Origin of the sequence: Microbacterium sp. XT11 (assembly GCF_001513675.1) — a bacterium.
Lineage (GTDB): Bacteria > Actinomycetota > Actinomycetes > Actinomycetales > Microbacteriaceae > Microbacterium.
The window spans coordinates 3,209,961-3,232,341 of sequence record NZ_CP013859.1 but is presented as its reverse complement, the minus strand read 5'-3'; the positions used below and the strand labels follow the sequence as shown (position 1 = coordinate 3,232,341).

At 69.7% G+C, this 22,381-nt stretch carries 34 protein-coding genes and 1 tRNA gene; 6 read left to right on the top strand and 29 right to left on the bottom strand.

Annotation, left to right across the window (positions count from 1 at the left end; all coding sequences use genetic code 11):
• The first annotated feature begins 35 nt into the window (after window positions 1-35).
• From murI to AB663_RS15525, 4 genes are all read left to right on the top strand, one after another.
• Window positions 36-869 carry a glutamate racemase gene (murI, locus tag AB663_RS15540; RefSeq protein ID WP_067201261.1) on the top strand — a complete coding sequence of 278 codons (834 nt, stop codon included), beginning with the start codon at window positions 36-38 and terminating at the stop codon, window positions 867-869.
• A 35-nt stretch (window positions 870-904) separates the two neighbouring features.
• Window positions 905-1,636, top strand: a complete 732-nt coding sequence (rph, locus tag AB663_RS15535) for a ribonuclease PH (RefSeq protein WP_067201257.1) — start codon at window positions 905-907, stop codon at window positions 1,634-1,636.
• Window positions 1,633-2,226 (top strand): RdgB/HAM1 family non-canonical purine NTP pyrophosphatase, encoded by a 594-nt coding sequence (gene rdgB / locus AB663_RS15530; RefSeq protein WP_067201254.1) that lies wholly within the window; start codon window positions 1,633-1,635, stop codon window positions 2,224-2,226. Before rph ends, rdgB begins: the two co-directional genes overlap by 4 nt.
• 78 nt (window positions 2,227-2,304) lie before the next feature.
• Window positions 2,305-3,225, top strand: a complete 921-nt coding sequence (locus AB663_RS15525) for a cation diffusion facilitator family transporter (protein WP_067201251.1) — start codon at window positions 2,305-2,307, stop codon at window positions 3,223-3,225.
• A gap of 21 nt (window positions 3,226-3,246) precedes the next feature.
• Here AB663_RS15525 and AB663_RS15520 read toward each other — a convergent pair whose 3' ends face one another.
• Window positions 3,247-5,649 (bottom strand): ATP-dependent DNA ligase, encoded by a 2,403-nt coding sequence (locus AB663_RS15520; RefSeq protein WP_067201248.1) that lies wholly within the window; start codon window positions 5,647-5,649, stop codon window positions 3,247-3,249.
• Between the two features lie 58 nt (window positions 5,650-5,707).
• Here AB663_RS15520 and ku point away from each other — a divergent pair, with 58 nt between their 5' ends.
• Entirely contained in the window at window positions 5,708-6,565 is an 858-nt protein-coding gene (gene ku, locus AB663_RS15515) for a non-homologous end joining protein Ku (protein ID WP_067201245.1), read from the top strand.
• Between the two features lie 3 nt (window positions 6,566-6,568).
• Here the strand turns inward: ku and AB663_RS15510 are convergent, their stop codons facing one another.
• From AB663_RS15510 to AB663_RS15500, 3 genes are all read right to left on the bottom strand, one after another.
• Entirely contained in the window at window positions 6,569-7,309 is a 741-nt protein-coding gene (locus AB663_RS15510; RefSeq protein ID WP_067202864.1) for a DedA family protein, read from the bottom strand.
• 73 nt (window positions 7,310-7,382) lie between these two features.
• Window positions 7,383-7,464: transfer RNA gene (locus AB663_RS15505), tRNA-Leu, on the bottom strand.
• Window positions 7,465-7,510: 46 nt separating this feature from the next.
• Window positions 7,511-8,380: a hypothetical protein gene (locus AB663_RS15500; RefSeq protein ID WP_067201243.1), complete on the bottom strand. Its 870-nt coding sequence runs from the start codon at window positions 8,378-8,380 to the stop codon at window positions 7,511-7,513.
• 69 nt (window positions 8,381-8,449) lie between these two features.
• On the opposite strand from AB663_RS15500, the gene AB663_RS17265 reads away from it, so the two are divergent.
• Window positions 8,450-8,737, top strand: a complete 288-nt coding sequence (locus AB663_RS17265; RefSeq protein ID WP_157541154.1) for a hypothetical protein — start codon at window positions 8,450-8,452, stop codon at window positions 8,735-8,737.
• A 41-nt stretch (window positions 8,738-8,778) separates the two neighbouring features.
• Here AB663_RS17265 and AB663_RS15490 read toward each other — a convergent pair whose 3' ends face one another.
• The 25 genes from AB663_RS15490 to AB663_RS15385 form a co-directional block, all read right to left on the bottom strand.
• The gene (locus AB663_RS15490; protein WP_067201240.1) at window positions 8,779-9,084 is read right to left on the bottom strand and encodes a hypothetical protein; all 306 of its coding nucleotides are present in this window, start codon (window positions 9,082-9,084) and stop codon (window positions 8,779-8,781) included.
• A gap of 53 nt (window positions 9,085-9,137) precedes the next feature.
• Window positions 9,138-9,317, bottom strand: a complete 180-nt coding sequence (locus AB663_RS15485) for a hypothetical protein (protein ID WP_067201237.1) — start codon at window positions 9,315-9,317, stop codon at window positions 9,138-9,140.
• A gap of 120 nt (window positions 9,318-9,437) precedes the next feature.
• Entirely contained in the window at window positions 9,438-9,692 is a 255-nt protein-coding gene (locus AB663_RS15480; RefSeq protein WP_067201234.1) for a hypothetical protein, read from the bottom strand.
• A 56-nt stretch (window positions 9,693-9,748) separates the two neighbouring features.
• Window positions 9,749-9,904, bottom strand: coding sequence for a hypothetical protein (locus AB663_RS17260; RefSeq protein WP_157541151.1), 156 nt, complete (start codon window positions 9,902-9,904; stop codon window positions 9,749-9,751).
• Between the two features lie 141 nt (window positions 9,905-10,045).
• Window positions 10,046-10,234 (bottom strand): hypothetical protein, encoded by a 189-nt coding sequence (locus tag AB663_RS15475; protein WP_067201231.1) that lies wholly within the window; start codon window positions 10,232-10,234, stop codon window positions 10,046-10,048.
• Window positions 10,231-10,428 (bottom strand): hypothetical protein, encoded by a 198-nt coding sequence (locus tag AB663_RS15470; RefSeq protein WP_067201228.1) that lies wholly within the window; start codon window positions 10,426-10,428, stop codon window positions 10,231-10,233. Before AB663_RS15470 ends, AB663_RS15475 begins: the two co-directional genes overlap by 4 nt.
• A 79-nt stretch (window positions 10,429-10,507) precedes the next feature.
• On the bottom strand, window positions 10,508-10,771 hold the full coding sequence (locus AB663_RS15465; protein WP_067201225.1) for a DUF4258 domain-containing protein: 264 nt from the start codon (window positions 10,769-10,771) through the stop codon (window positions 10,508-10,510).
• Between the two features lie 113 nt (window positions 10,772-10,884).
• On the bottom strand, window positions 10,885-11,427 hold the full coding sequence (locus AB663_RS15460; RefSeq protein ID WP_067201222.1) for a hypothetical protein: 543 nt from the start codon (window positions 11,425-11,427) through the stop codon (window positions 10,885-10,887).
• Between the two features lie 40 nt (window positions 11,428-11,467).
• Window positions 11,468-12,157 (bottom strand): DUF2637 domain-containing protein, encoded by a 690-nt coding sequence (locus AB663_RS15455; protein ID WP_067201219.1) that lies wholly within the window; start codon window positions 12,155-12,157, stop codon window positions 11,468-11,470.
• Window positions 12,154-12,465: a hypothetical protein gene (locus AB663_RS15450; protein ID WP_067201213.1), complete on the bottom strand. Its 312-nt coding sequence runs from the start codon at window positions 12,463-12,465 to the stop codon at window positions 12,154-12,156. The genes AB663_RS15455 and AB663_RS15450 overlap by 4 nt, the downstream gene beginning before the upstream one ends.
• The gene (locus AB663_RS15445; RefSeq protein ID WP_067201210.1) at window positions 12,462-13,055 is read right to left on the bottom strand and encodes a hypothetical protein; all 594 of its coding nucleotides are present in this window, start codon (window positions 13,053-13,055) and stop codon (window positions 12,462-12,464) included. The genes AB663_RS15450 and AB663_RS15445 overlap by 4 nt, the downstream gene beginning before the upstream one ends.
• A 93-nt stretch (window positions 13,056-13,148) precedes the next feature.
• The gene (locus AB663_RS15440) at window positions 13,149-13,526 is read right to left on the bottom strand and encodes a hypothetical protein (RefSeq protein ID WP_067201208.1); all 378 of its coding nucleotides are present in this window, start codon (window positions 13,524-13,526) and stop codon (window positions 13,149-13,151) included.
• Between the two features lie 115 nt (window positions 13,527-13,641).
• Window positions 13,642-13,776: a hypothetical protein gene (locus AB663_RS17660; RefSeq protein WP_257720788.1), complete on the bottom strand. Its 135-nt coding sequence runs from the start codon at window positions 13,774-13,776 to the stop codon at window positions 13,642-13,644.
• A complete protein-coding gene (locus tag AB663_RS15435) occupies window positions 13,773-14,603 on the bottom strand; it encodes a hypothetical protein (protein WP_067201204.1) in 831 nt (276 codons plus the stop codon). The genes AB663_RS17660 and AB663_RS15435 overlap by 4 nt, the downstream gene beginning before the upstream one ends.
• A gap of 234 nt (window positions 14,604-14,837) precedes the next feature.
• Window positions 14,838-15,155: a DUF7169 domain-containing protein gene (locus AB663_RS15430; protein ID WP_067201200.1), complete on the bottom strand. Its 318-nt coding sequence runs from the start codon at window positions 15,153-15,155 to the stop codon at window positions 14,838-14,840.
• Between the two features lie 31 nt (window positions 15,156-15,186).
• Window positions 15,187-17,052 carry a DNA polymerase gene (locus AB663_RS15425; protein WP_083511274.1) on the bottom strand — a complete coding sequence of 622 codons (1,866 nt, stop codon included), beginning with the start codon at window positions 17,050-17,052 and terminating at the stop codon, window positions 15,187-15,189.
• Window positions 17,053-17,142: 90 nt separating this feature from the next.
• Window positions 17,143-17,379, bottom strand: a complete 237-nt coding sequence (locus tag AB663_RS15420; RefSeq protein ID WP_067201197.1) for a hypothetical protein — start codon at window positions 17,377-17,379, stop codon at window positions 17,143-17,145.
• Window positions 17,380-17,394: 15 nt separating this feature from the next.
• The gene (locus AB663_RS15415) at window positions 17,395-19,878 is read right to left on the bottom strand and encodes a phage/plasmid primase, P4 family (protein WP_067201194.1); all 2,484 of its coding nucleotides are present in this window, start codon (window positions 19,876-19,878) and stop codon (window positions 17,395-17,397) included.
• Window positions 19,879-19,997: 119 nt separating this feature from the next.
• Window positions 19,998-20,252, bottom strand: coding sequence for a hypothetical protein (locus tag AB663_RS15410; protein ID WP_067201191.1), 255 nt, complete (start codon window positions 20,250-20,252; stop codon window positions 19,998-20,000).
• 22 nt (window positions 20,253-20,274) lie between these two features.
• Window positions 20,275-20,421, bottom strand: a complete 147-nt coding sequence (locus AB663_RS17255) for a hypothetical protein (RefSeq protein WP_157541148.1) — start codon at window positions 20,419-20,421, stop codon at window positions 20,275-20,277.
• Window positions 20,418-20,783, bottom strand: coding sequence for a hypothetical protein (locus AB663_RS15405; RefSeq protein ID WP_067201187.1), 366 nt, complete (start codon window positions 20,781-20,783; stop codon window positions 20,418-20,420). The genes AB663_RS17255 and AB663_RS15405 overlap by 4 nt, the downstream gene beginning before the upstream one ends.
• Window positions 20,776-20,964, bottom strand: coding sequence for a hypothetical protein (locus tag AB663_RS15400; RefSeq protein WP_067201184.1), 189 nt, complete (start codon window positions 20,962-20,964; stop codon window positions 20,776-20,778). The genes AB663_RS15405 and AB663_RS15400 overlap by 8 nt, the downstream gene beginning before the upstream one ends.
• A complete protein-coding gene (locus AB663_RS15395; RefSeq protein WP_157541145.1) occupies window positions 20,961-21,167 on the bottom strand; it encodes a hypothetical protein in 207 nt (68 codons plus the stop codon). Before AB663_RS15395 ends, AB663_RS15400 begins: the two co-directional genes overlap by 4 nt.
• 116 nt (window positions 21,168-21,283) lie before the next feature.
• The gene (locus AB663_RS15390) at window positions 21,284-21,514 is read right to left on the bottom strand and encodes a hypothetical protein (protein ID WP_067201178.1); all 231 of its coding nucleotides are present in this window, start codon (window positions 21,512-21,514) and stop codon (window positions 21,284-21,286) included.
• Window positions 21,511-22,212, bottom strand: coding sequence for a recombination directionality factor (locus tag AB663_RS15385; RefSeq protein ID WP_067201175.1), 702 nt, complete (start codon window positions 22,210-22,212; stop codon window positions 21,511-21,513). Before AB663_RS15385 ends, AB663_RS15390 begins: the two co-directional genes overlap by 4 nt.
• Window positions 22,213-22,381: the final 169 nt, after the last annotated feature.

The window sequence follows — 22,381 nt, the reverse complement described above, 5'->3', positions numbered from 1 at the left end:
GATGACGACGACCATCGCGGGTAGGCTGGGGAGTCATGAACGACGCCCCGATCGGAATCTTCGACTCCGGTGTCGGCGGGCTGACGGTGGCCAGGGCCATCCGCGCCCAGCTGCCCCGCGAGTCGTTCGTCTACATCGGGGACACCGCGCACTCTCCGTACGGCCCCAAGCCCATCGCCGACGTGCGCCGCTACGCGCTCGAGGTGCTCGACGCACTCGTCGACCAGGGCGTGAAGATGCTGGTGATCGCCTGCAACACGGCATCCGCCGCCATGCTGCGCGACGCGCGCGAACGATACGACGTGCCCGTCGTCGAGGTGATCGGGCCGGCCGTGCGGCGTGCTGTCTCGACCACGCGCAACGGCCGTGTCGGCGTCATCGGCACGGTCGGCACGATCGGCTCGCGCGCCTACCAGGACATGCTCGAGGTGAACGAGCGACTCGAGGTGTTCACGGCGGCCTGCCCTCGTTTCGTCGAGTTCGTGGAAGCCGGCATCACCGGCACGCCCGAGGTCCTGGCGACGGCCGAGGAGTACCTCGCGCCGCTGCGGGATGCAGGCGTCGACACCCTCGTGCTCGGATGCACGCACTACCCGTTCCTCCGAGGGGCGATCAGCTACGTCATGGGGGAGGGCGTCACGCTGGTGTCGAGCGACGACGAGACCGCGGGCGACGTGTACCGGCAGCTCGTGCGCGATGACCAGCTCGCCTCGCCCGACTCGACCGCCACGTACGTCTACGAGGCGACCGGCGACTCGACGTCCGAGTTCGCCGCGCTCGCGAACCGCCTCATGGGGCACGAGGTGCGCGACGTCCAGTTCGTGCAGACCGGTGTCATCGACCTCCCGGCATCCATCGACACGCTCTGATCACTCCGACCCGCCACACCGACCGAAGGAACTCCATGTCATCCATCGTCCGCGCCGACGGCCGCTCCACGAATCAGCTCCGCGAGGTCACCATCGAACGCGGCTGGAGCGCGCAGGCCGAGGGCTCGGCGCTGATCAGCTTCGGCGGGACGAAGGTGCTGTGCACGGCGTCCTTCACCAACGGCGTGCCGCGCTGGCTCACAGGCAAGGGCAAAGGGTGGGTGACAGCCGAGTACGCCATGCTTCCCCGCGCGACCAACAGCCGCAACGACCGCGAGAGCGTGAAGGGCCGCATCGGCGGACGCACCCACGAGATCTCGCGTCTCATCGGCCGTGCGCTGCGCGCCGTCGTCGACACCAAAGCCCTCGGCGAGAACACGATCGTGATCGACTGCGACGTGCTGCAGGCCGATGGCGGCACCCGTACCGCGGCGATCACCGGTGCGTACGTCGCGCTCGCCGACGCGATCGAGTGGGGGCGCGAGAAGAAGTTCATCGGCAAGAACTCCACGCCGCTCCTCGACTCCGTCGCGGCGGTGTCGGTCGGGATCATCGACGGGGAGCCCATGCTCGACCTGGCCTATGTCGAGGACGTTCGCGCCGAGACCGACATGAACGTCGTGGTCACCGGACGCGGGCTCTTCGTCGAGGTGCAGGGCACCGCGGAGGGTGCGCCGTTCGACAAGCGCGAGCTCGACGCCCTCCTCGACCTCGGCGTGGCCGGATGCGGCGAACTCACCGAGCTGCAGCGGAAGGCGCTCGCATGAAGGTCGTGCTCGCCACCCACAACCCGCACAAGGTCGAGGAGTTCCAGCAGATCGTGTCGGTCGCCCGGCCGGACCTCGAGATCGTCGCCTACGACGGCCCGGAGCAGATCGAGGACGGCGTGACCTTCACCGACAATGCGCTGCTCAAGGCACGGACGGCGGCCGCCCACACCGGGCTGCCCGCGGTGGCCGACGACTCCGGCATCTGCGTCGACGTGCTGGGAGGCTCGCCCGGGGTCTTCTCGGCGTACTGGGCCGGTCAGCGCAAGGACCCCGTGGCGAATCTCGAGCTGCTGCTCGATCAACTGCGCGACATCGCCGACCCGCACCGCACCGCGCATTTCACGTCAGCGATCGCCCTCGTCGCGCCCGATGGTGCCGAGCACGTCGTCATCGGCGAATGGCCGGGACGGCTGGCGCATGCCCCGTCCGGTGACGGGGGCTTCGGCTATGACCCGATCTTCATCCCCGACGGTCAGCCTGCCGGCGCTGAGCGCACCGTCGGCCAGCTCACCGAGGAGGAGAAGCAGACGCAGTCGCACCGCGCGCGGGCGTTCGCGCAGCTCGTCCCGCTTCTCGAAGCACTCTAGGAGCGAGTGAGAATCATCCCCATTCCCGACTAGGCGCAACCCGCCTCAGCGCCGGGCCGGCCGGTCTAGCCTGGGATCATGCACGACCACGCACCCAGCCCCGGCGGCATCCGTTCCGCCGGTCACCGGCGCCTGCTGGCGATCTCGCTGTGCCTGACCGCCGCGGTCATGGTCGTCCAGATCGTCGGTGCGATCCTCACGGGTTCGCTGGCTCTGCTCGCGGACGCCGCGCACATGTTCACGGATGCGTCGGCCCTCGTGATCGCACTCATCGCCGCGGCCGTCGCGGCGCGTCCGCCAGACGACCGGCGCACGTTCGGATATCAGCGCGCCGAAGTGTTCGGCGCGCTCATCAACGCGGTGATCCTCATCGCGCTGGCCGGTGGCGTCGCCGTCGAGGCGGTCGGCCGTCTGATCGACCCGCGGGAGGTCGAGGTCGCCGGCGGGCTCATGCTCGTCGTGGCCGTCGTCGGGCTGATCGCGAACGTGATCTCGATGTGGCTGCTGAGCCGCGCGCAGCGCACGAGCATCAACGTGCGCGGCGCGTATCTGGAGGTGATGGGCGACCTCATCGGCTCTGCCATGGTCATCGTGGCGGCGATCGTGATCGTCACCACCGGATGGATGCCGGCGGATGCGCTGGCCTCCATGGCTATCGCCGTCATGATCATCCCTCGGGCCGTCGCCCTGCTGCGCGAGGTGTTCTCGGTGCTCGCCGAGTCTGCTCCGCGCGGCACCGCGGTCGCCGACATCCGCGCGCACCTGCTCGGCTACGAGGGCGTGGTCGGTGTGCACGACGTGCACGTGTGGCAGCTCACGCGCGGCGCGCCGGTCTTCAGCGCACACGTCGCCGTCGCGCCGGACCTGCTGGCGGGCGGTCGGTCGGCGCAGCTGCTGAGCGACCTGCAGACCTGTCTGGCGGAGCACTTCGACGTCGAGCACTCCACCTTCCAGATCGAGCCGGCCGAGCAGTCGGACTGCGAACCGCATCACGCGTGACGGCCGGGCGAGCCGCGGTGATCATGCCTCGACGGTGACCTCGTCGGGAGCCTTGTCCGGGCGCAGCCCTCGCCACCGTGCGTGCCGTAGGATCCCGTCGGGCGTCCAGTTCGCGAACTCCACCTCGCCGACGAGATCGGGTCGCACCCACAGTGCATCGGCGGCATCCGGGCGCGGGACTCCGCTGAGCGGCGCGCGTGGCACGCGCAGAGGGGTGAGCTGACGATCCAGGTCGCGCAGCATCCGGTCGGTGAACCCGGTGCCGACGCGGCCGATGTACCGGAGGCCGTCGGTGTCGGGCACGGCGAGGAGAAGGGAGCCGATCGTGCCGGCGCGGTCGCCCTTGCCCGGGCGGATGCCGACGATCACGGCCTCCTGCATGCGCGTGTTCTTGACCTTGAGCCACGATGGTGAGCGCTGGCCTGGGCGGTACCGCGACTCGCGGCCCTTGACGACCACGCCTTCCAAACCGAACTCCCGGCTGGCGGCGAGGGCGGCGTCGACGTCGTCGAACACGGGCGGGGCCTGCACCGGCGCCTCAAGGTCCGCGACCACATCCTCGAGAAGCGTGCGACGCTGAGCGAGCGGCATGGAGGTCAGATCGTGACCGTCGAGCCGCAGCAGGTCGAAGACCAGGTACACGGTCGGCGTCCGCACTGCCTCGCGCTCGATCTCGCGCGGCCTGGTGAGGTGCATCCGGTTCTGCAGCAGCGAGAAGCTGGGGCGCCCCCGGGTGTCGAACGCCACGATCTCCCCGTCGAGCACGGCGTCGCCGACGGGGAGGTGCGGCGCGCCGTCGGCGGTGAGCTCGGGGTAGCGAGCCGTGATGTCGGTGCCGCTGCGGGCGTGCAGCCGCATCCGTCCGTCCTCCCAGCTGCCGATGGCGCGGATGCCGTCCCACTTCACCTCCACCCATGCGGGCGATCCGAGGGCTCGCGCGAGCGCGGGCGTGCCGTTCTCGGCGAGCATGGGATCGAGAGGCGCCACCGTGCTCCTGTCCGCGGGCTGCCTCTCCGGTGCCGCTCGAGGCGCCCCCTTGCGGCGCGGCTCGGTTCCGTCCTTCATCCGGTGCAGCAGCCACGACGACTTCTCGCCCTCGCCCGTCGTGCGGATGAGGGCGAGGCGCACACCGGGAAGCGGCCCTCCCTCGCGCCCAGTGAAGGTGCCGATCACCTCGTCGTCTCGCCACTTCTCGAGTGCGACGGTCCCGGTGTCCCAGATGGACATCTCTCCCGCCCCGTACTCGCCGGCGGGGATGGTGCCGGAGAAGGTGAGGTACTCGAGCGGATGCGGTTCGGTCATCACGGCGAGGTGGTTGCGCTCGGTCGATTCGGGCACGCCCTTCGGCACCGCCCAGCTCACCAGCACGCCCTTGTCCTCGATGCGCAGGTCGTAGTGCAGCCGCCGCGCGTGGTGCTCCTGGATGACGAAGCGCCGCGTCAGGCCGGTGCTCACGGATGCCACCCGCTCCGGCATCGGCTCGGGAGTGCGGTCGGCGTCGCGCTTGGCGCGGTACGCGGCCAGGAGCTCGTCGCCGCGCGGGCGCAGATCCGCGATCGGGTCGGCTCCTGCGGCCAGGCGCTCCAGGACCTCCGCCATCTCCAGGTGGCGCAGGTCGGGGTCCTCGAGCTCGTCCCATGTGCGCGGCGCGGCCACCCAGGGGCGGGACCGCCCGCGCAGCGAGTACGGGGAGATGGTCGTCTTCTTGCCGTTGTTCTGGCTCCAGTCGAGGAACACCTTGCCGCCGCGGGCGACCTTGGCCATGGTGCTCGTGGCGAGATCGGGATGGTCGTTCTCGATGAGCCGCGCGAGCTCCTTCACCACGGCGGAGATCTCGTCGCTGGTCTGCGCACCGGGGAGGGCGGCATAGAGGTGGATGCCCTTGCTCCCGCTCGTCACAGGGAAGGGATCCAGGCCCATGCCGGTGAGGATGCCGCGTGCGATCCGCGCGACCTCCGCGCACTGGGCGAGTCCGACGCCGGGGCCGGGGTCGAGATCCAGGACGAGGCGGTCCGGATTTCCGGGCAGCCCGTCGGGAGTGAACCGCCACTGCGGCACGTGGAGCTCGATCGCCGCGACCTGGGCGAGCCAGACGAGCGTCGGCACGTCCTCCACGAGCGGATACTCCTTCGGTCCGTCCGAGTGCCTGATCTCCTGCCGCGGGATCCACGAGGGTGCACCCCGCTCGAGCTGCTTCGTGAAGAACGCTTCGGCCGGAGCATCCGCTGTGCCGACGCCGTCCACCCAGCGCTTGCGCGTGACAGGGCGCCCGGCCAGCAGCGGGAGGAGCGCGGGGGCGACCTGCGTGTAGTACGCGATGATCTCGCCCTTGGTCGTCCCGGTCTCGGGGTAGACGACCTTCTGCAGATTCGTGACGCGCAGGCGTCGTCCGCCGATCTGGACCATGTGCGCGTCTGCGGGCATGACGCCAGCGTAGTCAAGGGGCTGGTCGTGACGGCTGTGACTGGTGTCTACTGGTGTGATGAGGACGATCTGGAAGGGCGCGCTGACCTTCGGTCTCGTGAACGTGCCGGTGAAGGTGTACTCCGCCACCGAGGACCATGACGTGCCCCTGCACCAGGTGCACGACCGCGACGGCGGGCGCATCCGGTACCAGCGCACGTGCGAGGTGTGCGGAGAGACGGTGGCGTACGCCGACATCGACAGGGCGTACGTCGACGACGGGCAGACGGTCGTGCTCACGAAAGAGGACCTCGCGTCGCTGCCGGCGGAGAAGAGCCGTGAGATCGACGTCGTGGAGTTCGTCCCGACCGAACAGGTCGACCTGCTCACCCTGGACAAGGCGTACTACCTCGAGCCCGACTCGAAGTCCCCGAAGGCCTACGTGCTGCTGCGCAAGACGCTCGAGCAGACGGACCGGACGGCCATCGTGCGTTTCACGCTGCGGCAGAAGACGCGGCTGGCCGCGCTCCGCGTGCGCGGTGACGTGCTCGTGCTGCAGACGCTGCTGTGGGCCGACGAGGTCCGCCAGGCCGACTTCCAGGTGCTCGACGAGGAGGTGAAGATCTCGAAGAAGGAGCTGGAGCTGTCCGCCTCCCTCGTCGAGAGCTACTCCAGCGACTTCGACCCGGACGAATACGTCGACGAGTACCAGAAGGAGCTCCGCACCCTCATCGACGCCAAGATCGAGGCGGGGGACACGTTCGACGTCGCCGAGACCTTCGGCGAGGAGGAGGGCGCGAAGGGCGGCGAGGTCATCGACCTCATGGAGGCCCTGCGCGCCAGCGTCGCCCGATCGAAGGCGGCGCGCACCGGAGGAGACGAGGGCGAGACCGACGACAAGCCCAAGAAGAGCACGCGCAAGAAGAAGGCGGGCTGAGTCTCAGTTCTTGTCGTCGCCGTCGAGATCGAGCGCGAGCGACCTGGCCTCGGCGGCATCCGTGACGACGTCCTCGCCGGCGGCTGCGGCCTTCTTGGCCTTGTGCCGCTCGGACAGGTAGTGCCAGAGGGTGACGAGAGCCGTACCCGCGACGGCGGCGAGCAGGATGAGGTCGATGTACTCGACGACGAGCTCGCGGATCCAGGGGATGAAGGCGATCAGGTAGCCGACCATCGTGAGGCCGAAGCCCCAGATCATGGCGCCGATGAAGTTGTAGAGCGTGTAGCGGCGCCACGGCATGTGCCCGACGCCCGCCGCGACCGGCGCGAAGGTGCGCACGATCGGCACGAAGCGGGCAAGGATCACGGTGAGACCGCCGAAACGCTCGAAGAACGCATTGGTGCGCTCGACGTTCTTCCGGCTGAACAGGCCCGATTCCTTGCGCTCGAACACCGCCGGTCCGCCCTTGTGGCCGATGAGGTAGCCCACCTCGCCGCCGACGAACGCCGACAGCGCGATCAGCAGCGACACGATCCAGATGTTCACCCCGAACACGTCGCTGGTGTGCGTGAGCAGGCCCGAGATGATGAGGAGGGTGTCGCCGGGGAGGAGGAAGCCGACGAGCAGCCCCGTCTCGGCGAAGATGATGAAGCACACGACCAGCAGCGCCCAGGGGCCCGCCCAGTCGATGATGTTCGCAGGGCTGAGCCAGTCGGGCAGGAACGCGGTCGGCGCGTGCAGCATGGTCTCGATCACTGATGATTCCCGTCGGTCGTGAGTGGTCGGCGGTCGCGGATGAGGATGCAGGCGCCTCGCGTGCGGAAGGTGGGACTTGAACCCACACGCCCTGGGGCACAGGAACCTAAATCCTGCGTGTCTGCCAATTCCACCACTCCCGCGCGGTGGCTTCAGTCTACTGACCGGAATGCGGCTGCTTCCTGGGGATCAGCCTGCAACCGGCCCCATCAGGGCGACGATCTCGGCGATCGTGCGACCGTAGGCCAGCTGGAAGGCGTCGACGGCGTCCTGGCCGGCCAGCTGGGCGACGGGTTCGCCCTGCGTCGTCCAGCGCCGCACGCCGGGCGGCCACTCGCCCATCGGCCGGAGTTCCGGCGCGGGGAACGGCGCGTAGGGAGGGAATCGCACCTCGCCTGCGGCTGACCTCGAGGCCGCGGACGTGGCGGCGACCAGCCACGCCTCGGCGAAGGCGGCAGGGCGGATGGAGGCGCCCTCGCCGCCGTCGCCGTGGCGGATCGAGAGCATCGTGTCGGCGCGGGAGGCCCACCAGCGCTCGCCGTGAAGGTCGAAACGCAGCAGTCGGTCGTTGTGCAGGTCGATCTCCGCGCCGACGGCCACCAAAGCTCTCATGCACTCGGGCGTGAGCAGGCGGTCGGCGATCTCGCGCTCGCGGCGCCTGTTCTCGGCCTCCGCGGCTGACTGGGCGATGGGGCGGTACTCGAGCTCGAGGGCGCTCCTGTCGGCGGGAGCGCCCTCGGCGAGCCGCCGGTGCAGCCACTCGGGGTCGATCTGCACGAAGTAGCGGAAGTGGATGGTCCGCGGAATCGTCTCGGCCGTCAGGTTCCTGTCCGGGATCAGGAGCTGCACGCCGTGGTCGACTGACCACACGGCCGCCACCCGGCCATCGACCACGACGACCCACGACCAGCCGGATGCGCGGATCTCCGGTGCCGCACGGCCGAGGAGCGCCGCGATGGTGATTCCTGCGGGCGCGCGCAGCTCGAAGGCGTGGGACACCGCATCGTCGCCCATGGCGACGCTGTCTCTGTCCACGGAGACGCTGAATCTTCCTGTCACCTGCGCCAGGCTAGTGCCGCCTGTGGATAACTTGCGAGGCCGTCGGGCGATTCTTGCGAAGATTCACGAGTGAGCCATCCATCTGCCGTAGTCGCGGAGCGCGTGCGACGGCGGTTGCGTATCGAGGGGATCGATCCGTCTGTCGATGCCGCCGCTGCCGGAGCCGTAGCCGTTTCTGAGGTGCGCAGGCACAACGATGCCGCCCTGTCGCGCGGCGAAGCGACCATCGACGACGAAGAAGGGTGGGTGCGCGACGTGCTCGCCTCGGTCAGCGGGTTCGGAGTGCTGCAACCCCTGCTCGACGATCCCGAGATCGAGGAGATTCGTTCCATGTACCGGGCTTGGAGAATAGCGTAGCGACCAGTCGTGGGGCGGCCAAAGAGGGCCGAGGGGGCCGCTCAGGCGGCGCGGGCCCCTGGTTGCCAGAAGACGCCGGAGGCGCGCTGAGCCTCGCGCCGGAGCCGCTCCTCACGCCGGGCGTCGGTCGTCTCGCGCCAGCCGTCGACGCCGCCATCGCGCTCGAAGGCTCGGACGGCCTCGGCCCAGTCGGCGACGTGGCGGGGCGAGGTGTATGTCTCTCGAAGCCAGAGCGCGAAGGCTCCGGCGTAGTCGAGCGCCGAGTCGGACGGGGCGACGTCGTCGGGGATGAGGTAGGAGTGAGCCGCGACGACGAAGCTGTCGGTCGTGAAGTGGAGGGGGGCCATGGGGCTCCTTTCGAGAGGTCGGGGGAGAGGCCCGAGGGCCCCTCCCGAGGTGGTCAGGAGACGAGGAGCGCCTTGCACTTGGCGCACGTCACGGCCTCTGGGAGCGAGGTGGCGACGAGGACCGCGCCGGAGTGGCGGCCCGTGGCGCGCTGACCGCACGCGGCCTCCTGGACGCCGGAGGCATCCCTCCAGGTCGTGCCGGGCTTGGCGCTGGCGGAGTAGTGGAGCTTCACGGGCGAGACCTCCTCGGGGTCAGGGGCCGGACCTTCCGGCGATGTCTTCAGTATAGGGCGTGTAAACGGGTTCGCGCAAGTCGGTTTACGTGAGCGGGGACCGACTCGCGCGAGGTGAGGCTAGGCGGTCGCCTCATCGCCGACGAGCTCGATACCGAGGACGTGCTCGGCGCGCATGGCGTCGACGATCTGCGCCGCGACGACATCGGCACAGAAGGCCTCGTCGATGGCGTGACCGTAGCGCTCGGCGATGCCGATGAAGCGGAAGCTGTCGGCGATGCCGGGAGCCTCGGCGCGGTCGCACGCGACGGCCCAGGCCTCGCGGACCTCGCGCCAGTTGGCGGGGGTGACGTCGGTGGGGAGGTTGCGAGCCATGGGGCCCCCTTTCGGGTCAGGAGGGGGCCGGGCCTTCCGGCCCCCTCGGGGAGTGGTCAGGCGTCGAGTGTTTCGAGCTTCTCGATGATCCGCCGACGCTCGCGGCGGATGTCCTGGGCCATCTTCTTGAGGCCGAGGCGGGTCGCCTTCTCGATGTTCGCGTTGGCCTGGGCGAGGGCGATGCGGAGGTCTTCGGCGGTGCTGGTGTTCATGCTTCCAGTGTAGCCGTGTAAACGTACTCGCGCAAGTCGGTTTACGCGGAGCGTGTCGCCTATACGACGAAGCCCCCGCCCGGGCGATCCGGAACGGGGGCTAGTCGTGGCGAGGTCAGGGCGTCGCGGCGCTACTGGCGCTCATGAGAGGTTGCGCGAGAACGTGCCAGTGCGGGCGGGGACTTCGTCCTCGTCCATGCGCGCGTGCGCCGTTTCGGGGTTGAGATAGGCGCTGATGATGGCGTTGGCCCAGGAGGGGTCGCCGAGCTCCCAGCCCGCGAGGCGGCGAGCGGCGGCGAGGCCTCCCGCGCTCGGCTCGCGGGTGGTCATTCCGCCCCTCCCTCGGCGACGTGGAGACCGTCGTCGAATCCGCGCGCGTAGGCCGCTCGGGCCTGGGCGTTGACGTCGACGCCCTCGACGAGCTCGACGGGGTAGAGGCGTGCGGCGGCGACGGCGGCGTAGTCGACCGTCTCGGGGGAGAAGGTCGCGTCGGCGAGGTCGTCAGGGGTCTTCGTTGCGGTCATGCTGTTCTCGCTCTCGTCGGTGTGGCGAACGTTACAGGATACAGGGGAGAGGCCCCCAGCGGGGCCCCTCCCGGGGAAGTCAGCGGTTGCGGGCGTCCTCGTCCGTCCACTGCTCCTGCGAGAAGAGGAGCACGGTGACGATGACGCGCGACTCGGGATCGAAGACGACGCACAGGTCGCCGAGCACGTAGCGGCGGAGACCCTGGTGGGGGTGCGAGGAGCCGCGGACGAGGGTGCGGGCGACCTCGACCTCGGAGATGTCGCGGCGGGCCATGACCTCGCGAGCGTGGCGGGAGAAGCGAATGTCGAGCAAGTCCTTCTTGCTGATGCGGTGATCGGTCATGGCTCCAGTGTAGCCACGTAAACGGCCGCGCGCAAGTCGGTTTGCGTGGGCATGGCGAGGGACGACGAAGCCCCCGCGCGCCGGAGCGAACGGGGGCCGTCAGAGGGGGAGGGTCAGAAGCCCTCGGCCGCGCACTCGCGGGACTCGGGGCCGCCGTCCTCGACGAAGGAGACGCCGAGGGCCGAGTCCGGGCCGTAAGGCCAAGTGGTGGCCTGCTGGGCGAAGCCGTCGGCGGACACGGTGAGGCCGAGCGCGCCGCCTTCGATGGTCGGGTCGTAGCCGGTCGCGAAGGTCAGGACATCGCCGTCCTGGAGGAAGCCGCCCGAGCCCTTGGCGGAGACAAACCAGACGGCCTCGCGATCCTCGGAGCGCACGGCCGCCCAGGAGTCGAGCGTGATGCCGCCCTGGAGGCCCTCGGAGATTGCCGCCTTGGCGCTCTCGGCGACGGCGAGGCACCGGGTGGGCTCCGGCTCTTCCTCGGCCGCGGGAGGGGCGGACGTCTTCGTCGTGGGCCCGGTCGCGATGGTCGTGGGCTGGGCCGTCGGGGCGGCTTCTGCGTCCGCTCCGCCGCCGAGCCCGAGGGCGTTGCCGACGATGCCGATGAGGGCGAGCGCGCCGACGACGGAGAGCGTGATGACGAGAGGCTTGCGCTTCATGCGGTTCCTTTCTGGGTCGAACATTTCAGCCTATCGACTCTCAGGCCGCCGCTTCGTCGTCGGGGTGGCGGTTGAGGATGCGGGAGACGGTGGACTTGGAGACGCCGACCTCGGCGGCGATGGCGCGGAGGCTCTTGCCCTCGGCGTCGAGTCGCCGGATCGCCGCGTTGCGGGCGTCGACGGAGGTGGGGAGCTCGGCGAGCTTGAGCGGCTCCGGGTACTCGCGCGGGGCCTCCTGGGCCGTCCGCGGGCTCGTCTCGGCGGTCTCCTCGGCGACCTCCTCGGCGACCTCCTCGGCGACCCCCTCGGCGGCCGGAGGGGCGACGATGAGGCGCGCGATGGTGTGCGTCGTCAGGACGACGGAGACCGGCGCGAGGGCGGCCAGGAGGACGCCGAGGGTGACGCGGAGCCCTGCCGGGGCCGTCTCCCAGGCGTGGACGCCATTGGCGGCGACGGAGAGCGCCGCGAAGACGCCCAGCGCGGCCCACTCCAGGCGGGCCGACTCGCCGCGAGCTCGGAAGACGAGGGCCGCGAGCGTGTAAACGAGGATCGCCCCGTCGACGTATGCCGGGATAGCCCAGGCGAGCCAGCCGGGGACGTTGGCCCAGGCGGCGGCATCCGCGAGGCCGTTGAAGCTCAGGAGGAAGGAGACGAGGGCGAGGGCCGCCGTCGCGACCGTGGCGACGACGAGGACCGCGCGAGAGTCGGGGTTGATGCGAGACGGGGTCATGCGGCCTCCTCGGTGAGGAGGGAGTCGGCACGGTGTGCGGCGCGGGAGGCGGAACGGGTGCCGAGCTCGGCGGCCGTCTCGTATGAGAGGGGCGAGCGTGAGAACGGCGAGAGGGCCGGGGCCTTGGCGTACTCCTCGCGGATGAGCGCGGCGCGACGGGCCGCGAGTGTCTCGGGGGCGGTCATGGTGGCGTTCTTTCGTTCGGCGCGGCGGGCGCGGTTCCAGCGGGCGAAGTGGGGGAGGAGGAAGGCCGCCCAGGCCAGCCCCGCGAGGGGCCAGCCCAGCGGGCCGAGGTCGTCGGGGGTCATGCCGCCTCCGCCATCGGCTCGCCGTGGCAGGGGCAGGACGGCGTCCCGTACTCGTCGAGCCACTTGCGGGTCATCCGGACGAGGTAGCCGGAGCCCGAGGCGCATTCGACCTTGAGCATCCGCGTGCTCTGCTTCTTGATGCCCGCGAGCGCCGGGGTGATGGCGGCGTGGGGGTAGGGGCCAAGCTCGCCGACGATGGCCGCGAGGCGCTCCTTGAGCTCGTTGCCCGCGGTGGTCGCGGTCATCGGACCCTTGAGGCCGAGCTTCTTGGCGAGGCGGGCGAACGCGCCGCGGTGGCCGCTCTTGTTGTCGTCCCAGGCGTGGACGAGCTCGTGCGTGAGGACGTCGAGCACGCGGACGGCGTCGGCGAGGACGGGCGAAATGAAGAGCTGGGAGACCTTGTCGGCGGATGCGGCGGAGGCCCAGCACTGGCCGATGACGGCGTTCTTCTTGCCGTTGCCGCCCGGCCAGCCGACGGAGACCCGAACCGCGGGGAGCTCAGCACCGGCCTCCGCGAAGAGCGGGCGGAGGGCGTCGACGGCGGCGACGAGCCACTCCTCACGAGTGGCGAACTTGGCGGTGGCGTTCATGCGGAGCTCCTAACGGGATGAGGGGGTCGGTCGTTGTGTAAATGATGATAGCCACGTAAACCGACCAGCGCCAGCCGGTTTACGTGGGGACGGTCACGAAAGCTGGCGGCCGCCCTGCTCGGCGAGGAGCTTGCGGAAGCGAGCTTCGGGGAGCCGGGGGAGCTTGCGGGGTCGTGGGCGGATGTCGCGAGGCTTGAAGCCGGGGGTCGCGCGGGCGGCGATCCACTCCTCGACGGAGGCCTTGGGCTCGGCGCGGCGCGGGGTGATGTCGGTGGGAGCGTAGGTACGGGATGCCTCGAAACGGAGTCCAGCGGAGTCGAAGCCGACCTCGACGGACTCGACGCCCGAGGGGCGAGTCTGCCAGCGGTCGGCGTAGGTGTGGTGGACGTGGACGACGACGCCGACGCCATCGGGGGTGTTGACGCGCTGGCCGATGAAGAAGCCGAAGCGGGGCTCTGGGTAGCGGGTCATGGGCTGAGGCTCCTCTCTTGGGTTGCTGACATGCGTGAGTATACACGCGCAGACCGGTTCGCGCAAACCGGCTCACGCGAAAAGGCCCCCGCCGAGGTGGCAGGGGCCTAGGTGCTCAGAAGAGCGGGGGAGTGACGTAGGTCACGAGCTCGCCGTCCGCGAGGACGCCGACGCGGGGCTCCTTGAGGAGCTCCTGGAGCGTCCCGAGGCGGTCGGGCGTGGCGACCTCGAAGAGGTTGGGGGCGGTCACTCGGTCACCTCCTCGTCGCCGACGAGTGCGCGGCGCATGGTGGCAATTCCCTCGGTGCGGATGCGCTGAACCTTCGAGCGGGAGAATCCGCGCCGGTAGGCAATTTCGGCGTCCGGGATCGGGTCGTACTCGGTGAAGCCGTAGGCGTCCCGGATGATGTCGCCCGTGAGCTCGTCGACGGCCTCGAAGGCGCGTGCGACAGTCTCGCGCTGGTCAACGGTGGCGTAGCCTCGCTCGGTGTAGATCGACTCGAACGAGACCGGCTCGGAGTCGCTCGCCGCGTCGGCGTTTCCGCGGCGGCCGGGGTCGGTGCGCCGATGCGAGCCGATGAGCTCGTCGACAGAGTCCACGCGGAACGCCGTGGCGGTCGCGATGAAGACCTCGCGGGACATGCCGAGCTCGGCGGCCTTGGCCTCGGCGTCGCCGCCCGGGCCAGCTTCGCGCATGGCCTGGAAGTAGCGCTGGCGCGTGCGGGTCGGCACGCTGAGCGCTCCTACAAGGTGGAAGTCCTGGGCGACGTCGTAGGCCTTCGCCTTGAGCTTCGCGGCGATGCGAGTGGAACCGTCGCACTCGGCGAGGGCCTCGGCGAACGCCAGGAGGACGTTAGCCCTCGTCTCCTCGGCATCGACGAGGCCACTGGCGCGCGAGTGCTCCGACTTCATGAGGTTCCGGAGTCCGTGCGCGTACTGGCGGAGGAGCGTGACGTAGGCGTCCTCGTCGCCGGACTGGGCGCGCTCGATGAGGGAGAGCTCCTCGTCGAAGGGGAGCGGCTCCGAGCCGCGGTCAAGCTTGGCGTCGAGGATGTCGGCGAGCGTGGTGGCGTTCATGTGGGCCCTGCTTTCTGTGTTGCGTTCTGGTATCCGCGAGCCGGTCCGCGCGGACCGGTTTACGTGGAGCAAGTCGCGAAGGCGCGACGATTTCCGCCTTGAGGCCCGCCGCCGGGTATGGCGAAGCGGACCCCTGGACGGGGTTTCGAAGGGTGCGCCGCGGGGAGGCGCGCGACCATCATACTCACGTAAGCCGGTTTACGTGGGCTGGTCTACACGAGTCGGCGTGTCGCGCTAGGCGCGCGTCCCTGCCCAGTCAACGAGAGCCGCCGTGAGCTCGTCGGCGGATGCCGTGGCGTTGGCCGTCAGGTCGTCGAGGAGGAGCTCGGCGCTGATGACGCCAGCCCGCACGCGGAGGCGGCGCTCGTCGAGGGCGATGTCCTCGGTCGGCCGGGAGACGCCGCCCTGGGAGCGCTCAGGGGTGTCCTCCCGCGTCGAGGGTCCGACGGGGCGGAGGTATTGCACCTCCTCGGCGTGGGCCAGCGTGTCGACGAGGCGGATGAGCGCCTCTCCCGCGGATCGGATGCGGTCGGCGGTGGTCGGGGTGGACATTGGGGAGTGGGGCCTTTCGTGGTCGGGGTGTTTACACGGCATCGAGCTCGGGCGGGACGTTGTAGCCCGAGCCCCAGGACCGTCCGTAAACCTCGGGGTCGCTGATGATCGGGATGGAGTAGAAGGTCGACTCCATGAGGCGGCCGATTTCGTGGATGACGTCCTCGGCCTCCTTGGCGTCCGCCTGGGCGATGAGCTCGTCGTGGACGGGGAGGAGGAGGTGGTCGCCGAGGCCCGCGTCGAAGATGTCGACGATGGCCTGGGCCAGGAGGTCGCGCGCGGTCGACTGGACGACGTAGTTGGTCGCCGCGTAGAGCCGGTCGCGATCCAGCGGGAGGTGACGGCCGGAGACGGTGACGACCTCGCGCTTGCCGAATTGAGCCCGCGACTGGAGCCTCGCGCCGTAGCGCTTGATGCCGGGGAAGGTGGCATCGTAGGCGGCCATGGCGGGCTTGACGTCCGCGATGGGTACGCCGGTCTGGCGGGAGACCGTCGACGCGCCGCCGCCGTAGACCTTGCCGAAGCCGATGGCCTTGGCGACCTTTCGCTGTCGCTTGGTGAAGTCGGGACCGAAGACTCGCGTGGCGGTGAAGTCGTGGAGGTCGGTGCCCGACCTGATCGCCTCCATAAGGGTCTCGTCCTGGCAGAGGGCCGCGAGCACGCGCATTTCGACCTGGCTGTAGTCGGCCGCGATGATGAGCTTGCCGGGGTCGGCGATCATCGCGCGGCGGATCGTCCAGTCGCCGGACGGGAGTTGCTGGAGCGGCGGCTTGCTGATCGACATGCGCGCCGTCCGCGCCGACAGGCCCCCGATGGTCGGGTGGATGCGGTCGTTCGCGTCCTTGAGCTTGAGGAACGCCTCGACGTAGGAGGTGCGCCACTTGCTCGCGCGCTTGGAGCGGAGGACGGCGTCGGCGAGCGGGTTGGGGGTCCGCGCCTCGATGAGTTGCCACTGGTCATCCAGGTCGGCGAGGGGCATGAGGACGCCCTTGTCGACCTTCCACGCTCCGGACTCGGTCTTCTCGCGGAGCTTCTCGCCCATGGCGAGGAGAGCCTCGGAGACCTGGGCGGTGGAGTTGACGTTGGCGACGCCGTAGCGAGCGGCGACGGCCTCGTAGTGTGCGGCCTCCTCGGCGAGCTTGGAGTCCAGGCTCTCGACGTAGGGGACGTCGATGAGCACGCCGCGGCGCTCCATCGTCATGAGGAGGCCCTGGAGGTGGTGCTCAAACTTGGAGAGGTCGTTGAGGCCGAGCTCCTTGATGATCGGCGCGAGCTCGGCGAAGAGGCGAGCGCCGAGGAGGACGTCGAGCCCGGCGTATCGGACGTAGGTGGGGTGGTCGATGGGGATGAAGGCCCAGCCGTTGTCCTTGGTGCAGGGCTTCCCGGTGACCGGATGCCTGATCGTTCGGAAGACGGCGTTGAGACCGTCCTGAGTGTCGGGGGCGGACTCGTCGACGTAGATGGCGGAGAGCTCCTTGAGTCGGAGCCCCGCGCCGCCCTCGGAGCGCTGGCGGGGGTCGATGAGGTGCGCGAAGATGCGGGTGTCGAAGGTGCGCGGGACGAGCTTCTCGAAGGGGACGCCGAGGTGGTAGTCGATGACTTTGAGGTCATAGGCGGCGTTGTGCATCGTGAAGATGCGCTCCTGCTCCAGGGCCTTCCGGATGACATCGGCGAAGAGGTCGGCGCGGAGTACCCAGGCCTCCCGCTCGTTGCCGATCTGGAAGAGGCGGAGCTCGAAGCCGGGGGCGTAGATGTCGAGGCCGGAGGTCTCGGTGTCGATGCAGAGGACGCGGTCGCCCTGGGCGAGGAAGCGCCGGAAGCCGTCGAGCTCGGAGCGGCGCTCCGGCATGAAGATGTGGCACTCCTCGCCCGCGAGCGTGTGGGTGTAGTGGATCAACGGGAGCCTTTCGCGTTAATGCGTCGGCCCCGCCCACCTCGGACGTTCTTTAGCGAGGCGGGCGGGGCAGGTGTGCGGGGAGGTGGCGGGCTAGTCGATGACCTCGGCGAGAGCGGCGGCGTTGATGTGCCACCAGGACTCGCCCTTGACCGGGTCGACGAAGTTGACGAGGAGGTCGCCGTCTTCGTCCGGCTCTTCTGTCGTCGTGACGACGTCGCCGATGCGCGGGGCGAAGCGCCCATTGGGCTCCTCGGAGAGGAGGTACTGGACGCCGTCGAGGACGTAGTACGGCGCGTGAGTGACGATGAGCGGCTGAGGTTCGGTCATCGGTTAGCCCTTCCGTTAGATGAGCCCGTCCAGGTCCGGGCCGGTTGTGATCTGTGACGAAGAGGAGAGCGCCTGGGTGCTCACTCCTGCCCGCGCGATTTCGGAGGGCGCTTCCTCGGGGGCGGCGTGGACCCGCGGGGCGCGCTTGATGCCCGAGAAGACGACGCCGGAGTTGGTCTTCCGCTGGTGCGCGCCACGCTCCTTGAGTGCGCCGTAGAAGGCCCGCTGGCTCCACTGCTGGAGGTCGCGGAGGTTCTCCTCCTCGGCCCAGGTGCGGAAGTCGTCCCAGAGCGTCTTGCCGGGCACCTTGTGGGCCTCGTCCTCGTCCAGGACGTACTTGCCTGGGAGGAAGCCCTGGAGGATGTCAGACGTCGCGCGGTACTGGCGGGATGCCTCCGATACGGTGGTCGGGTCGGCGAGGCCCTGCTCGTACCATTCCCGCGCGCCGCGGATCGCCCAGGCGAGGATGCCCTGAGCCTCGGCGAGGAGCTTGGCCGAGAGGCGCGGGTCGCGCTCGTGGGGCGCGAAGTAGCGCTCCCAGTTGACGAGCTTGACGCGACGCCAGAGGCCCTCGTCCTGGCCGCGGAACTGCGGTTCGAAGTTGGTAGCGAGTTGCAGGAGGAACGCCGGGCGGAACTCGAAGAACTCCTGGCGCATGAAGCGGGCGGCGATGAGGTCGCGGCCGGTGACTCGCTTGAGCACGGCCTCGGCCATCCGCTTGCCCTGCTCGCCCTCCGAGGCCATGACGAGCCGGGCTCCCTTGAGAGCCGCGAGGTCGTTGGGGATGCCGCCCGAGGGCTTCGTCTCGAAGGTGGAGAACGGCGTGGTCGTCGTAATCTCGCGGAAGACCTCGGTGAGGGTGTCCGTGAAGACGCTCTTTCCGTTCGCTCCCTTGCCGAGGTGGATGACGAAGCACTGTTCGGTGGTGTGGCCCGTGATGCCGTAGCCGACGAGGCGACGCATGAAGCCCGGCATTTGGGCATCCCTCGGGAAGACCTCCTCCAGGAACGCCTCCCAGCGCGGGGCCTTGGCCGTCGGGTCGTAGTCGAGGCTGATGCGCCGCGAGAGGAGGAGGTCCGGGTCGTGCGGGCGGAGCTCGCCCGTCCGAAGGTCGACGACGCCGTTGTTGACCGCGAGGAGGTCCGGGTGCTGGTCGAAGTCGTTGATCGACGCCGGGACGCCCTCGACGGCCTGGAGCTCGCGGAGCATCGAGTCGATGCCGCGAGTCGTCTGGACGTGCTGGGAGTACCGGATGAATCGCCCGGCGCGCTTCTTATTGCGCTCCCGCTCCTCCTCGGTCGCTCCCTCGGTCGCGGCCTTGCTGGCCTCTCGTGCGAGCTTCTTGACGATGTCGGCGACGGCCTGGGCGTGAGTGCGGACGGCCTGCCGGTCGTCGATGCGCCAGACGCCGCGGTCGAGGAGGAGGAAGCCCGCCTCGGCGGTGTACTTGACGCCCGAGTCGCGGCTCTTGAGGTAGTCGCGGAGGTAGCGTGCGCCGCCGAGGTCGGAGAGTGCGTACTCGTCTTCGTCCCAGGCCAGGAGGGCCGCCTCGCGGTGCTTGACGGGCTTGGCGTTGGTGATCGCCCGGATGACGTCGCGCGGGAACGTCTGCGGGTCGCGGGCTCGCCAGTCGGTGAGGTCGAGGCCATCCTCCAGGTCGATGATGCGGACGCTCACGCCGCGCGCGACGAGGCCCTCGGCGAGGGTCGCGGAGAAGCGGCGGCCTGCCGGGTCGCCGTCGCCCGCGACGATGGCGTCACGGTCTCCGATCCAGGAAGCGACCTCGTCGACGATGGCCGGGTTGTTTACACGCGATGCACCAGCGATGCCGATGGTGTCGTAGCCGAGGGCCGCGCCCGTGAGCGCGTCGCCCGGGCCTTCGCAGATGAGCACCTCGGGCCAGCCGGACGAGCCGGGGAACCAGCCCAGCGGCGACCACGAGCCGCCCTCGGGCGACTTCGGGCCCTGCCAGCGGACGGCGGCATCCTTCTCCAGGGCGCGGGCCTGGAAGTTGCGGGCGACGCCCTCCGGCGTGCGGAACGGCACGACGAGGCGAGGCCCTCCGCCGATGTCGTCGACGTAGCCGAGACCGAGGCGCTCGACGTCGGCCGGGTAGACGCCGAAGCGCTCCTCGGCGTAGTTGAGGGCCTGGCGCGAGTCGCCCGCCGAAGGGTTGCGAAGAGCCGCCGCGTAGCCGTCGAGACGCATGGCGAGCGAGGCGATGGCGGCGGGGGTCGCAGGGAGAGGCGTGGTCGCGCGCTTGGTCGCCGGGACGTCGCCGGGCTTCATCGTGGCGAGGTCGCGCATGGTGAGCCCGAGAGCCTTGACGACGTCGGGCGTTGCGCACATGGCGCGACACTTGACGAGCACCTTGCCCGAGTCGGACACGGTCACGCGGAGAGAGGCGTGCGTGTCGGCGTGCGCGGGGCAGGTAGCGAGGTAGCCGTCGGCGGTCTCCTCGACGCCGTCGAGCTTGGCGAGGAGGTCAGTGAGGGTCATTGAGCCCCTTTCGGTCGATAGGTGGACGAAGAGGAGAGCGCCCAGGCGCTCAGCCGTGCCCAGAGACGCCGAGAGCCCCTCGGCTCGGGGCTGAGGGGCTCAGGGCAGGGGAGGGCGGTCTAGCAACAACCGGAGTCGGGGAAGACGAAGACTCGCTCCTCGTCCGCGTCGACGTCGTAGACGGCATCCGGGGAAGAGAGGTCGATATCGGCCTCGGCCCAGTCGGCCTTGCCGTAGTGCTTGCGCGGGTCGACGTAGAGCTCCGAGCCGCGCCACGCCTCCAGCGGGTCGCGGTCGGTGATGATGACGAGACCGCCGCCGTCGTGATAGTTCCTCGTGACGGGGGCGACGTACTCGAAGACGTAGAGCTTCATGGTGATTTCCTTTCGGGGCGGCCTACTCGTCGTATGGCTCGGGGGCGAAGCCGACTCGCGGCGGGTCCGCCCGCTCGACGGTCGCGCCGGAGAGGTCGAGGTACTCGGGCGGGGCGGGCTCGGGGCGGTCGCGCTTGATCGTGAGCGAGAGCGAGAGGGTGATCTTCATGGGGTCGGGAGGCCCCGCGCGGGTCGGTCCCTTAGCTCGCGGAGGAGCCGGGCGAACGTGGCGACGTCCATGACCGCGTAGCCGTCGACGATGGGCTTACCGGGTCGCTTGACGAAGGCGACGCCGTAGGGCTGACCCGCGCGCGTGGCCTGGACGTTCGCCCCGGCGACGCCGTCGCGGAGGGCGGCGGTGAGGTCGCGGTACGCCTTGCACTGGCCGACGAAGGGGTCGATGCCGTGGATATCGCCGACGTCGAGCGCGCCCGTCTGGGCGACGCGGCGGGCCGGGATGCCGTGATCCTGGAGGAGCTTGACGACGGCCGACTCGTAAGAGGTGCCCTTGCGCTTCGCGGCGTTAGCCATGGTCGCCCTCGATGTACTCCCAGGAGCCGACCGGATGCCCGACTCCCCAGGCGATCTCGGGGTTGCGGCGGATGGTGCCGTCGGAGTGTAGAGAGGTGCCGTCGAGGAAGTGAGCGATGCCGTGGCCGAGCGCCTGCACGGCGGGGACGTCGAGAGTGACGCGGACGACGGGGGCGCTCATCGCGCGTACTCCTTGATCTTGTCGGGGCGGAAGCCTGCCCAGCGCTCGACGACGGAGCCGTGGTTGTCGAGAGCTTCGACGATGGGCGCGGCGGCGAGGCCGTGCTCCTTGAACTTCGCGAGCTCCTCGGATCGCTCAGGGGTGTCGATGCCGGGGCGCGCGTCGACGACGAGGCCCTCGCGGAGAGCGATGCGGACGGTCATGTCGCACTGGGGACAGTGGGAGAGGCTCTTGGTGTGGACGATGAGCGTTGCCATGTTGACCTTTCGGGGAGACGGGGAAGCCCCCGCCCGGGGTGAGCCGAGCGGGGGCCAGGTGGTTACTTCCGGACGAACGCCAGGAATGCCCACCAAACGAGGAAGATGGCTACCCATGCGAGCGCCAGGAGCGGGCCGGTGAGGCCCAGCGCCGGGAAGATGAGAAGCCCGAGGAGGAGCGGCACACCGAAGCCGATGAAGAGGCTCAGGAGGAACACGAGGACCGTGAGGGCCGCGAGGACCACGCCGAGCCCCTTGGGCGGGGCGGTGCGCCGGTAGGTGCCGACGGTCACGCGGCCCCCTTGAGGGTGAGGGAGCTCTTCGTGTAGCTGACCGTCTGGCCCTTGCGCGGGCCACTCTTGGCCTTGAAGCTCACGGGCTCCAGCGCGAGGACGGCCTTGACGGGGCCCTCCGCCTGCTCCAGCGCTCCCTGGACGTCGTCCCGGGCGAGCTCGTAGGCCAGGCCCCAGGAGCCCGTCTTGAAGAGGAAGATGCCGAGGTCGGGGTCGTCGGCGAGGCGGAAGAACAGGTCGATGTCCGGGACCGCGCCGATGTCCTTCTTCTCCTTCCGCTCCTGGAAGGTCAGGTCGGCGTCGGGGTCGCGCTCCTCGGTCGGGTGGCCGTTCTCGTCGAGGATGAACTCGCCATCGCTCACGTAGATCGGCTTGCCGGAGCGGCCCCAGAGGACCATGCGCTGGCGAAGCGACTTCGCGCTCTCGATGATGATGGCGACGGAGTCGGCGGCCGTGAAGACCTCGATGTTGTCCTCGCCCTTGGCGGCCCCCTCCTGCGGCTCCTCGCCGCCGAAGAGCTCGTAGACGCGGGCGGCGACGTCGGGGTCGCCGGTCGTGATGCGCCACTCGTCCAGCGATGCCGGGCGGTCGTCGATGGTGTGACCGGCGCGGAACCGGCCGACGACGTCGTCCGCGAAGCGCTGGCGCGGCTTCGGCTGGTTCTCCGGGTCGGAGCCGAAAATCTTGAGTCCTGCCATGTAGTGGTCTTCTCTCTGTCTTGTCTGGGGCCTTGCGGCCCGTCGGTTGGGACGAAGAGGAGAGCGCCTGGGGCAGGGCGGGTGCCCATACCAAATCCGCGCCGGGAACGCAAGAAGGCCCCCGCCTTGTGGGCAGGGGCCTTCGAGAGGGTGACGGCCTACGGGTCGA

Coding starts and splice junctions, on each gene's coding strand:
- murI (WP_067201261.1), top strand. CDS start 36: ATGAACGACGCCCCGATCGGAATCTTCGACTCCGGTGTCGGCGGGCTG.
- rph (WP_067201257.1), top strand. CDS start 905: ATGTCATCCATCGTCCGCGCCGACGGCCGCTCCACGAATCAGCTCCGC.
- rdgB (WP_067201254.1), top strand. CDS start 1,633: ATGAAGGTCGTGCTCGCCACCCACAACCCGCACAAGGTCGAGGAGTTC.
- AB663_RS15525 (WP_067201251.1), top strand. CDS start 2,305: ATGCACGACCACGCACCCAGCCCCGGCGGCATCCGTTCCGCCGGTCAC.
- AB663_RS15520 (WP_067201248.1), bottom strand. CDS start 5,649: ATGCCCGCAGACGCGCACATGGTCCAGATCGGCGGACGACGCCTGCGC.
- ku (WP_067201245.1), top strand. CDS start 5,708: ATGAGGACGATCTGGAAGGGCGCGCTGACCTTCGGTCTCGTGAACGTG.
- AB663_RS15510 (WP_067202864.1), bottom strand. CDS start 7,309: ATGCTGCACGCGCCGACCGCGTTCCTGCCCGACTGGCTCAGCCCTGCG.
- AB663_RS15490 (WP_067201240.1), bottom strand. CDS start 9,084: ATGGCCCCCCTCCACTTCACGACCGACAGCTTCGTCGTCGCGGCTCAC.
- AB663_RS15480 (WP_067201234.1), bottom strand. CDS start 9,692: ATGGCTCGCAACCTCCCCACCGACGTCACCCCCGCCAACTGGCGCGAG.
- AB663_RS17260 (WP_157541151.1), bottom strand. CDS start 9,904: ATGAACACCAGCACCGCCGAAGACCTCCGCATCGCCCTCGCCCAGGCC.
- AB663_RS15475 (WP_067201231.1), bottom strand. CDS start 10,234: ATGACCACCCGCGAGCCGAGCGCGGGAGGCCTCGCCGCCGCTCGCCGC.
- AB663_RS15470 (WP_067201228.1), bottom strand. CDS start 10,428: ATGACCGCAACGAAGACCCCTGACGACCTCGCCGACGCGACCTTCTCC.
- AB663_RS15465 (WP_067201225.1), bottom strand. CDS start 10,771: ATGACCGATCACCGCATCAGCAAGAAGGACTTGCTCGACATTCGCTTC.
- AB663_RS15460 (WP_067201222.1), bottom strand. CDS start 11,427: ATGAAGCGCAAGCCTCTCGTCATCACGCTCTCCGTCGTCGGCGCGCTC.
- AB663_RS15455 (WP_067201219.1), bottom strand. CDS start 12,157: ATGACCCCGTCTCGCATCAACCCCGACTCTCGCGCGGTCCTCGTCGTC.
- AB663_RS15450 (WP_067201213.1), bottom strand. CDS start 12,465: ATGACCCCCGACGACCTCGGCCCGCTGGGCTGGCCCCTCGCGGGGCTG.
- AB663_RS15445 (WP_067201210.1), bottom strand. CDS start 13,055: ATGAACGCCACCGCCAAGTTCGCCACTCGTGAGGAGTGGCTCGTCGCC.
- AB663_RS15440 (WP_067201208.1), bottom strand. CDS start 13,526: ATGACCCGCTACCCAGAGCCCCGCTTCGGCTTCTTCATCGGCCAGCGC.
- AB663_RS15435 (WP_067201204.1), bottom strand. CDS start 14,603: ATGAACGCCACCACGCTCGCCGACATCCTCGACGCCAAGCTTGACCGC.
- AB663_RS15430 (WP_067201200.1), bottom strand. CDS start 15,155: ATGTCCACCCCGACCACCGCCGACCGCATCCGATCCGCGGGAGAGGCG.
- AB663_RS15420 (WP_067201197.1), bottom strand. CDS start 17,379: ATGACCGAACCTCAGCCGCTCATCGTCACTCACGCGCCGTACTACGTC.
- AB663_RS15415 (WP_067201194.1), bottom strand. CDS start 19,878: ATGACCCTCACTGACCTCCTCGCCAAGCTCGACGGCGTCGAGGAGACC.
- AB663_RS15410 (WP_067201191.1), bottom strand. CDS start 20,252: ATGAAGCTCTACGTCTTCGAGTACGTCGCCCCCGTCACGAGGAACTAT.
- AB663_RS17255 (WP_157541148.1), bottom strand. CDS start 20,421: ATGAAGATCACCCTCTCGCTCTCGCTCACGATCAAGCGCGACCGCCCC.
- AB663_RS15405 (WP_067201187.1), bottom strand. CDS start 20,783: ATGGCTAACGCCGCGAAGCGCAAGGGCACCTCTTACGAGTCGGCCGTC.
- AB663_RS15400 (WP_067201184.1), bottom strand. CDS start 20,964: ATGAGCGCCCCCGTCGTCCGCGTCACTCTCGACGTCCCCGCCGTGCAG.
- AB663_RS15395 (WP_157541145.1), bottom strand. CDS start 21,167: ATGACCGTCCGCATCGCTCTCCGCGAGGGCCTCGTCGTCGACGCGCGC.
- AB663_RS15385 (WP_067201175.1), bottom strand. CDS start 22,212: ATGGCAGGACTCAAGATTTTCGGCTCCGACCCGGAGAACCAGCCGAAG.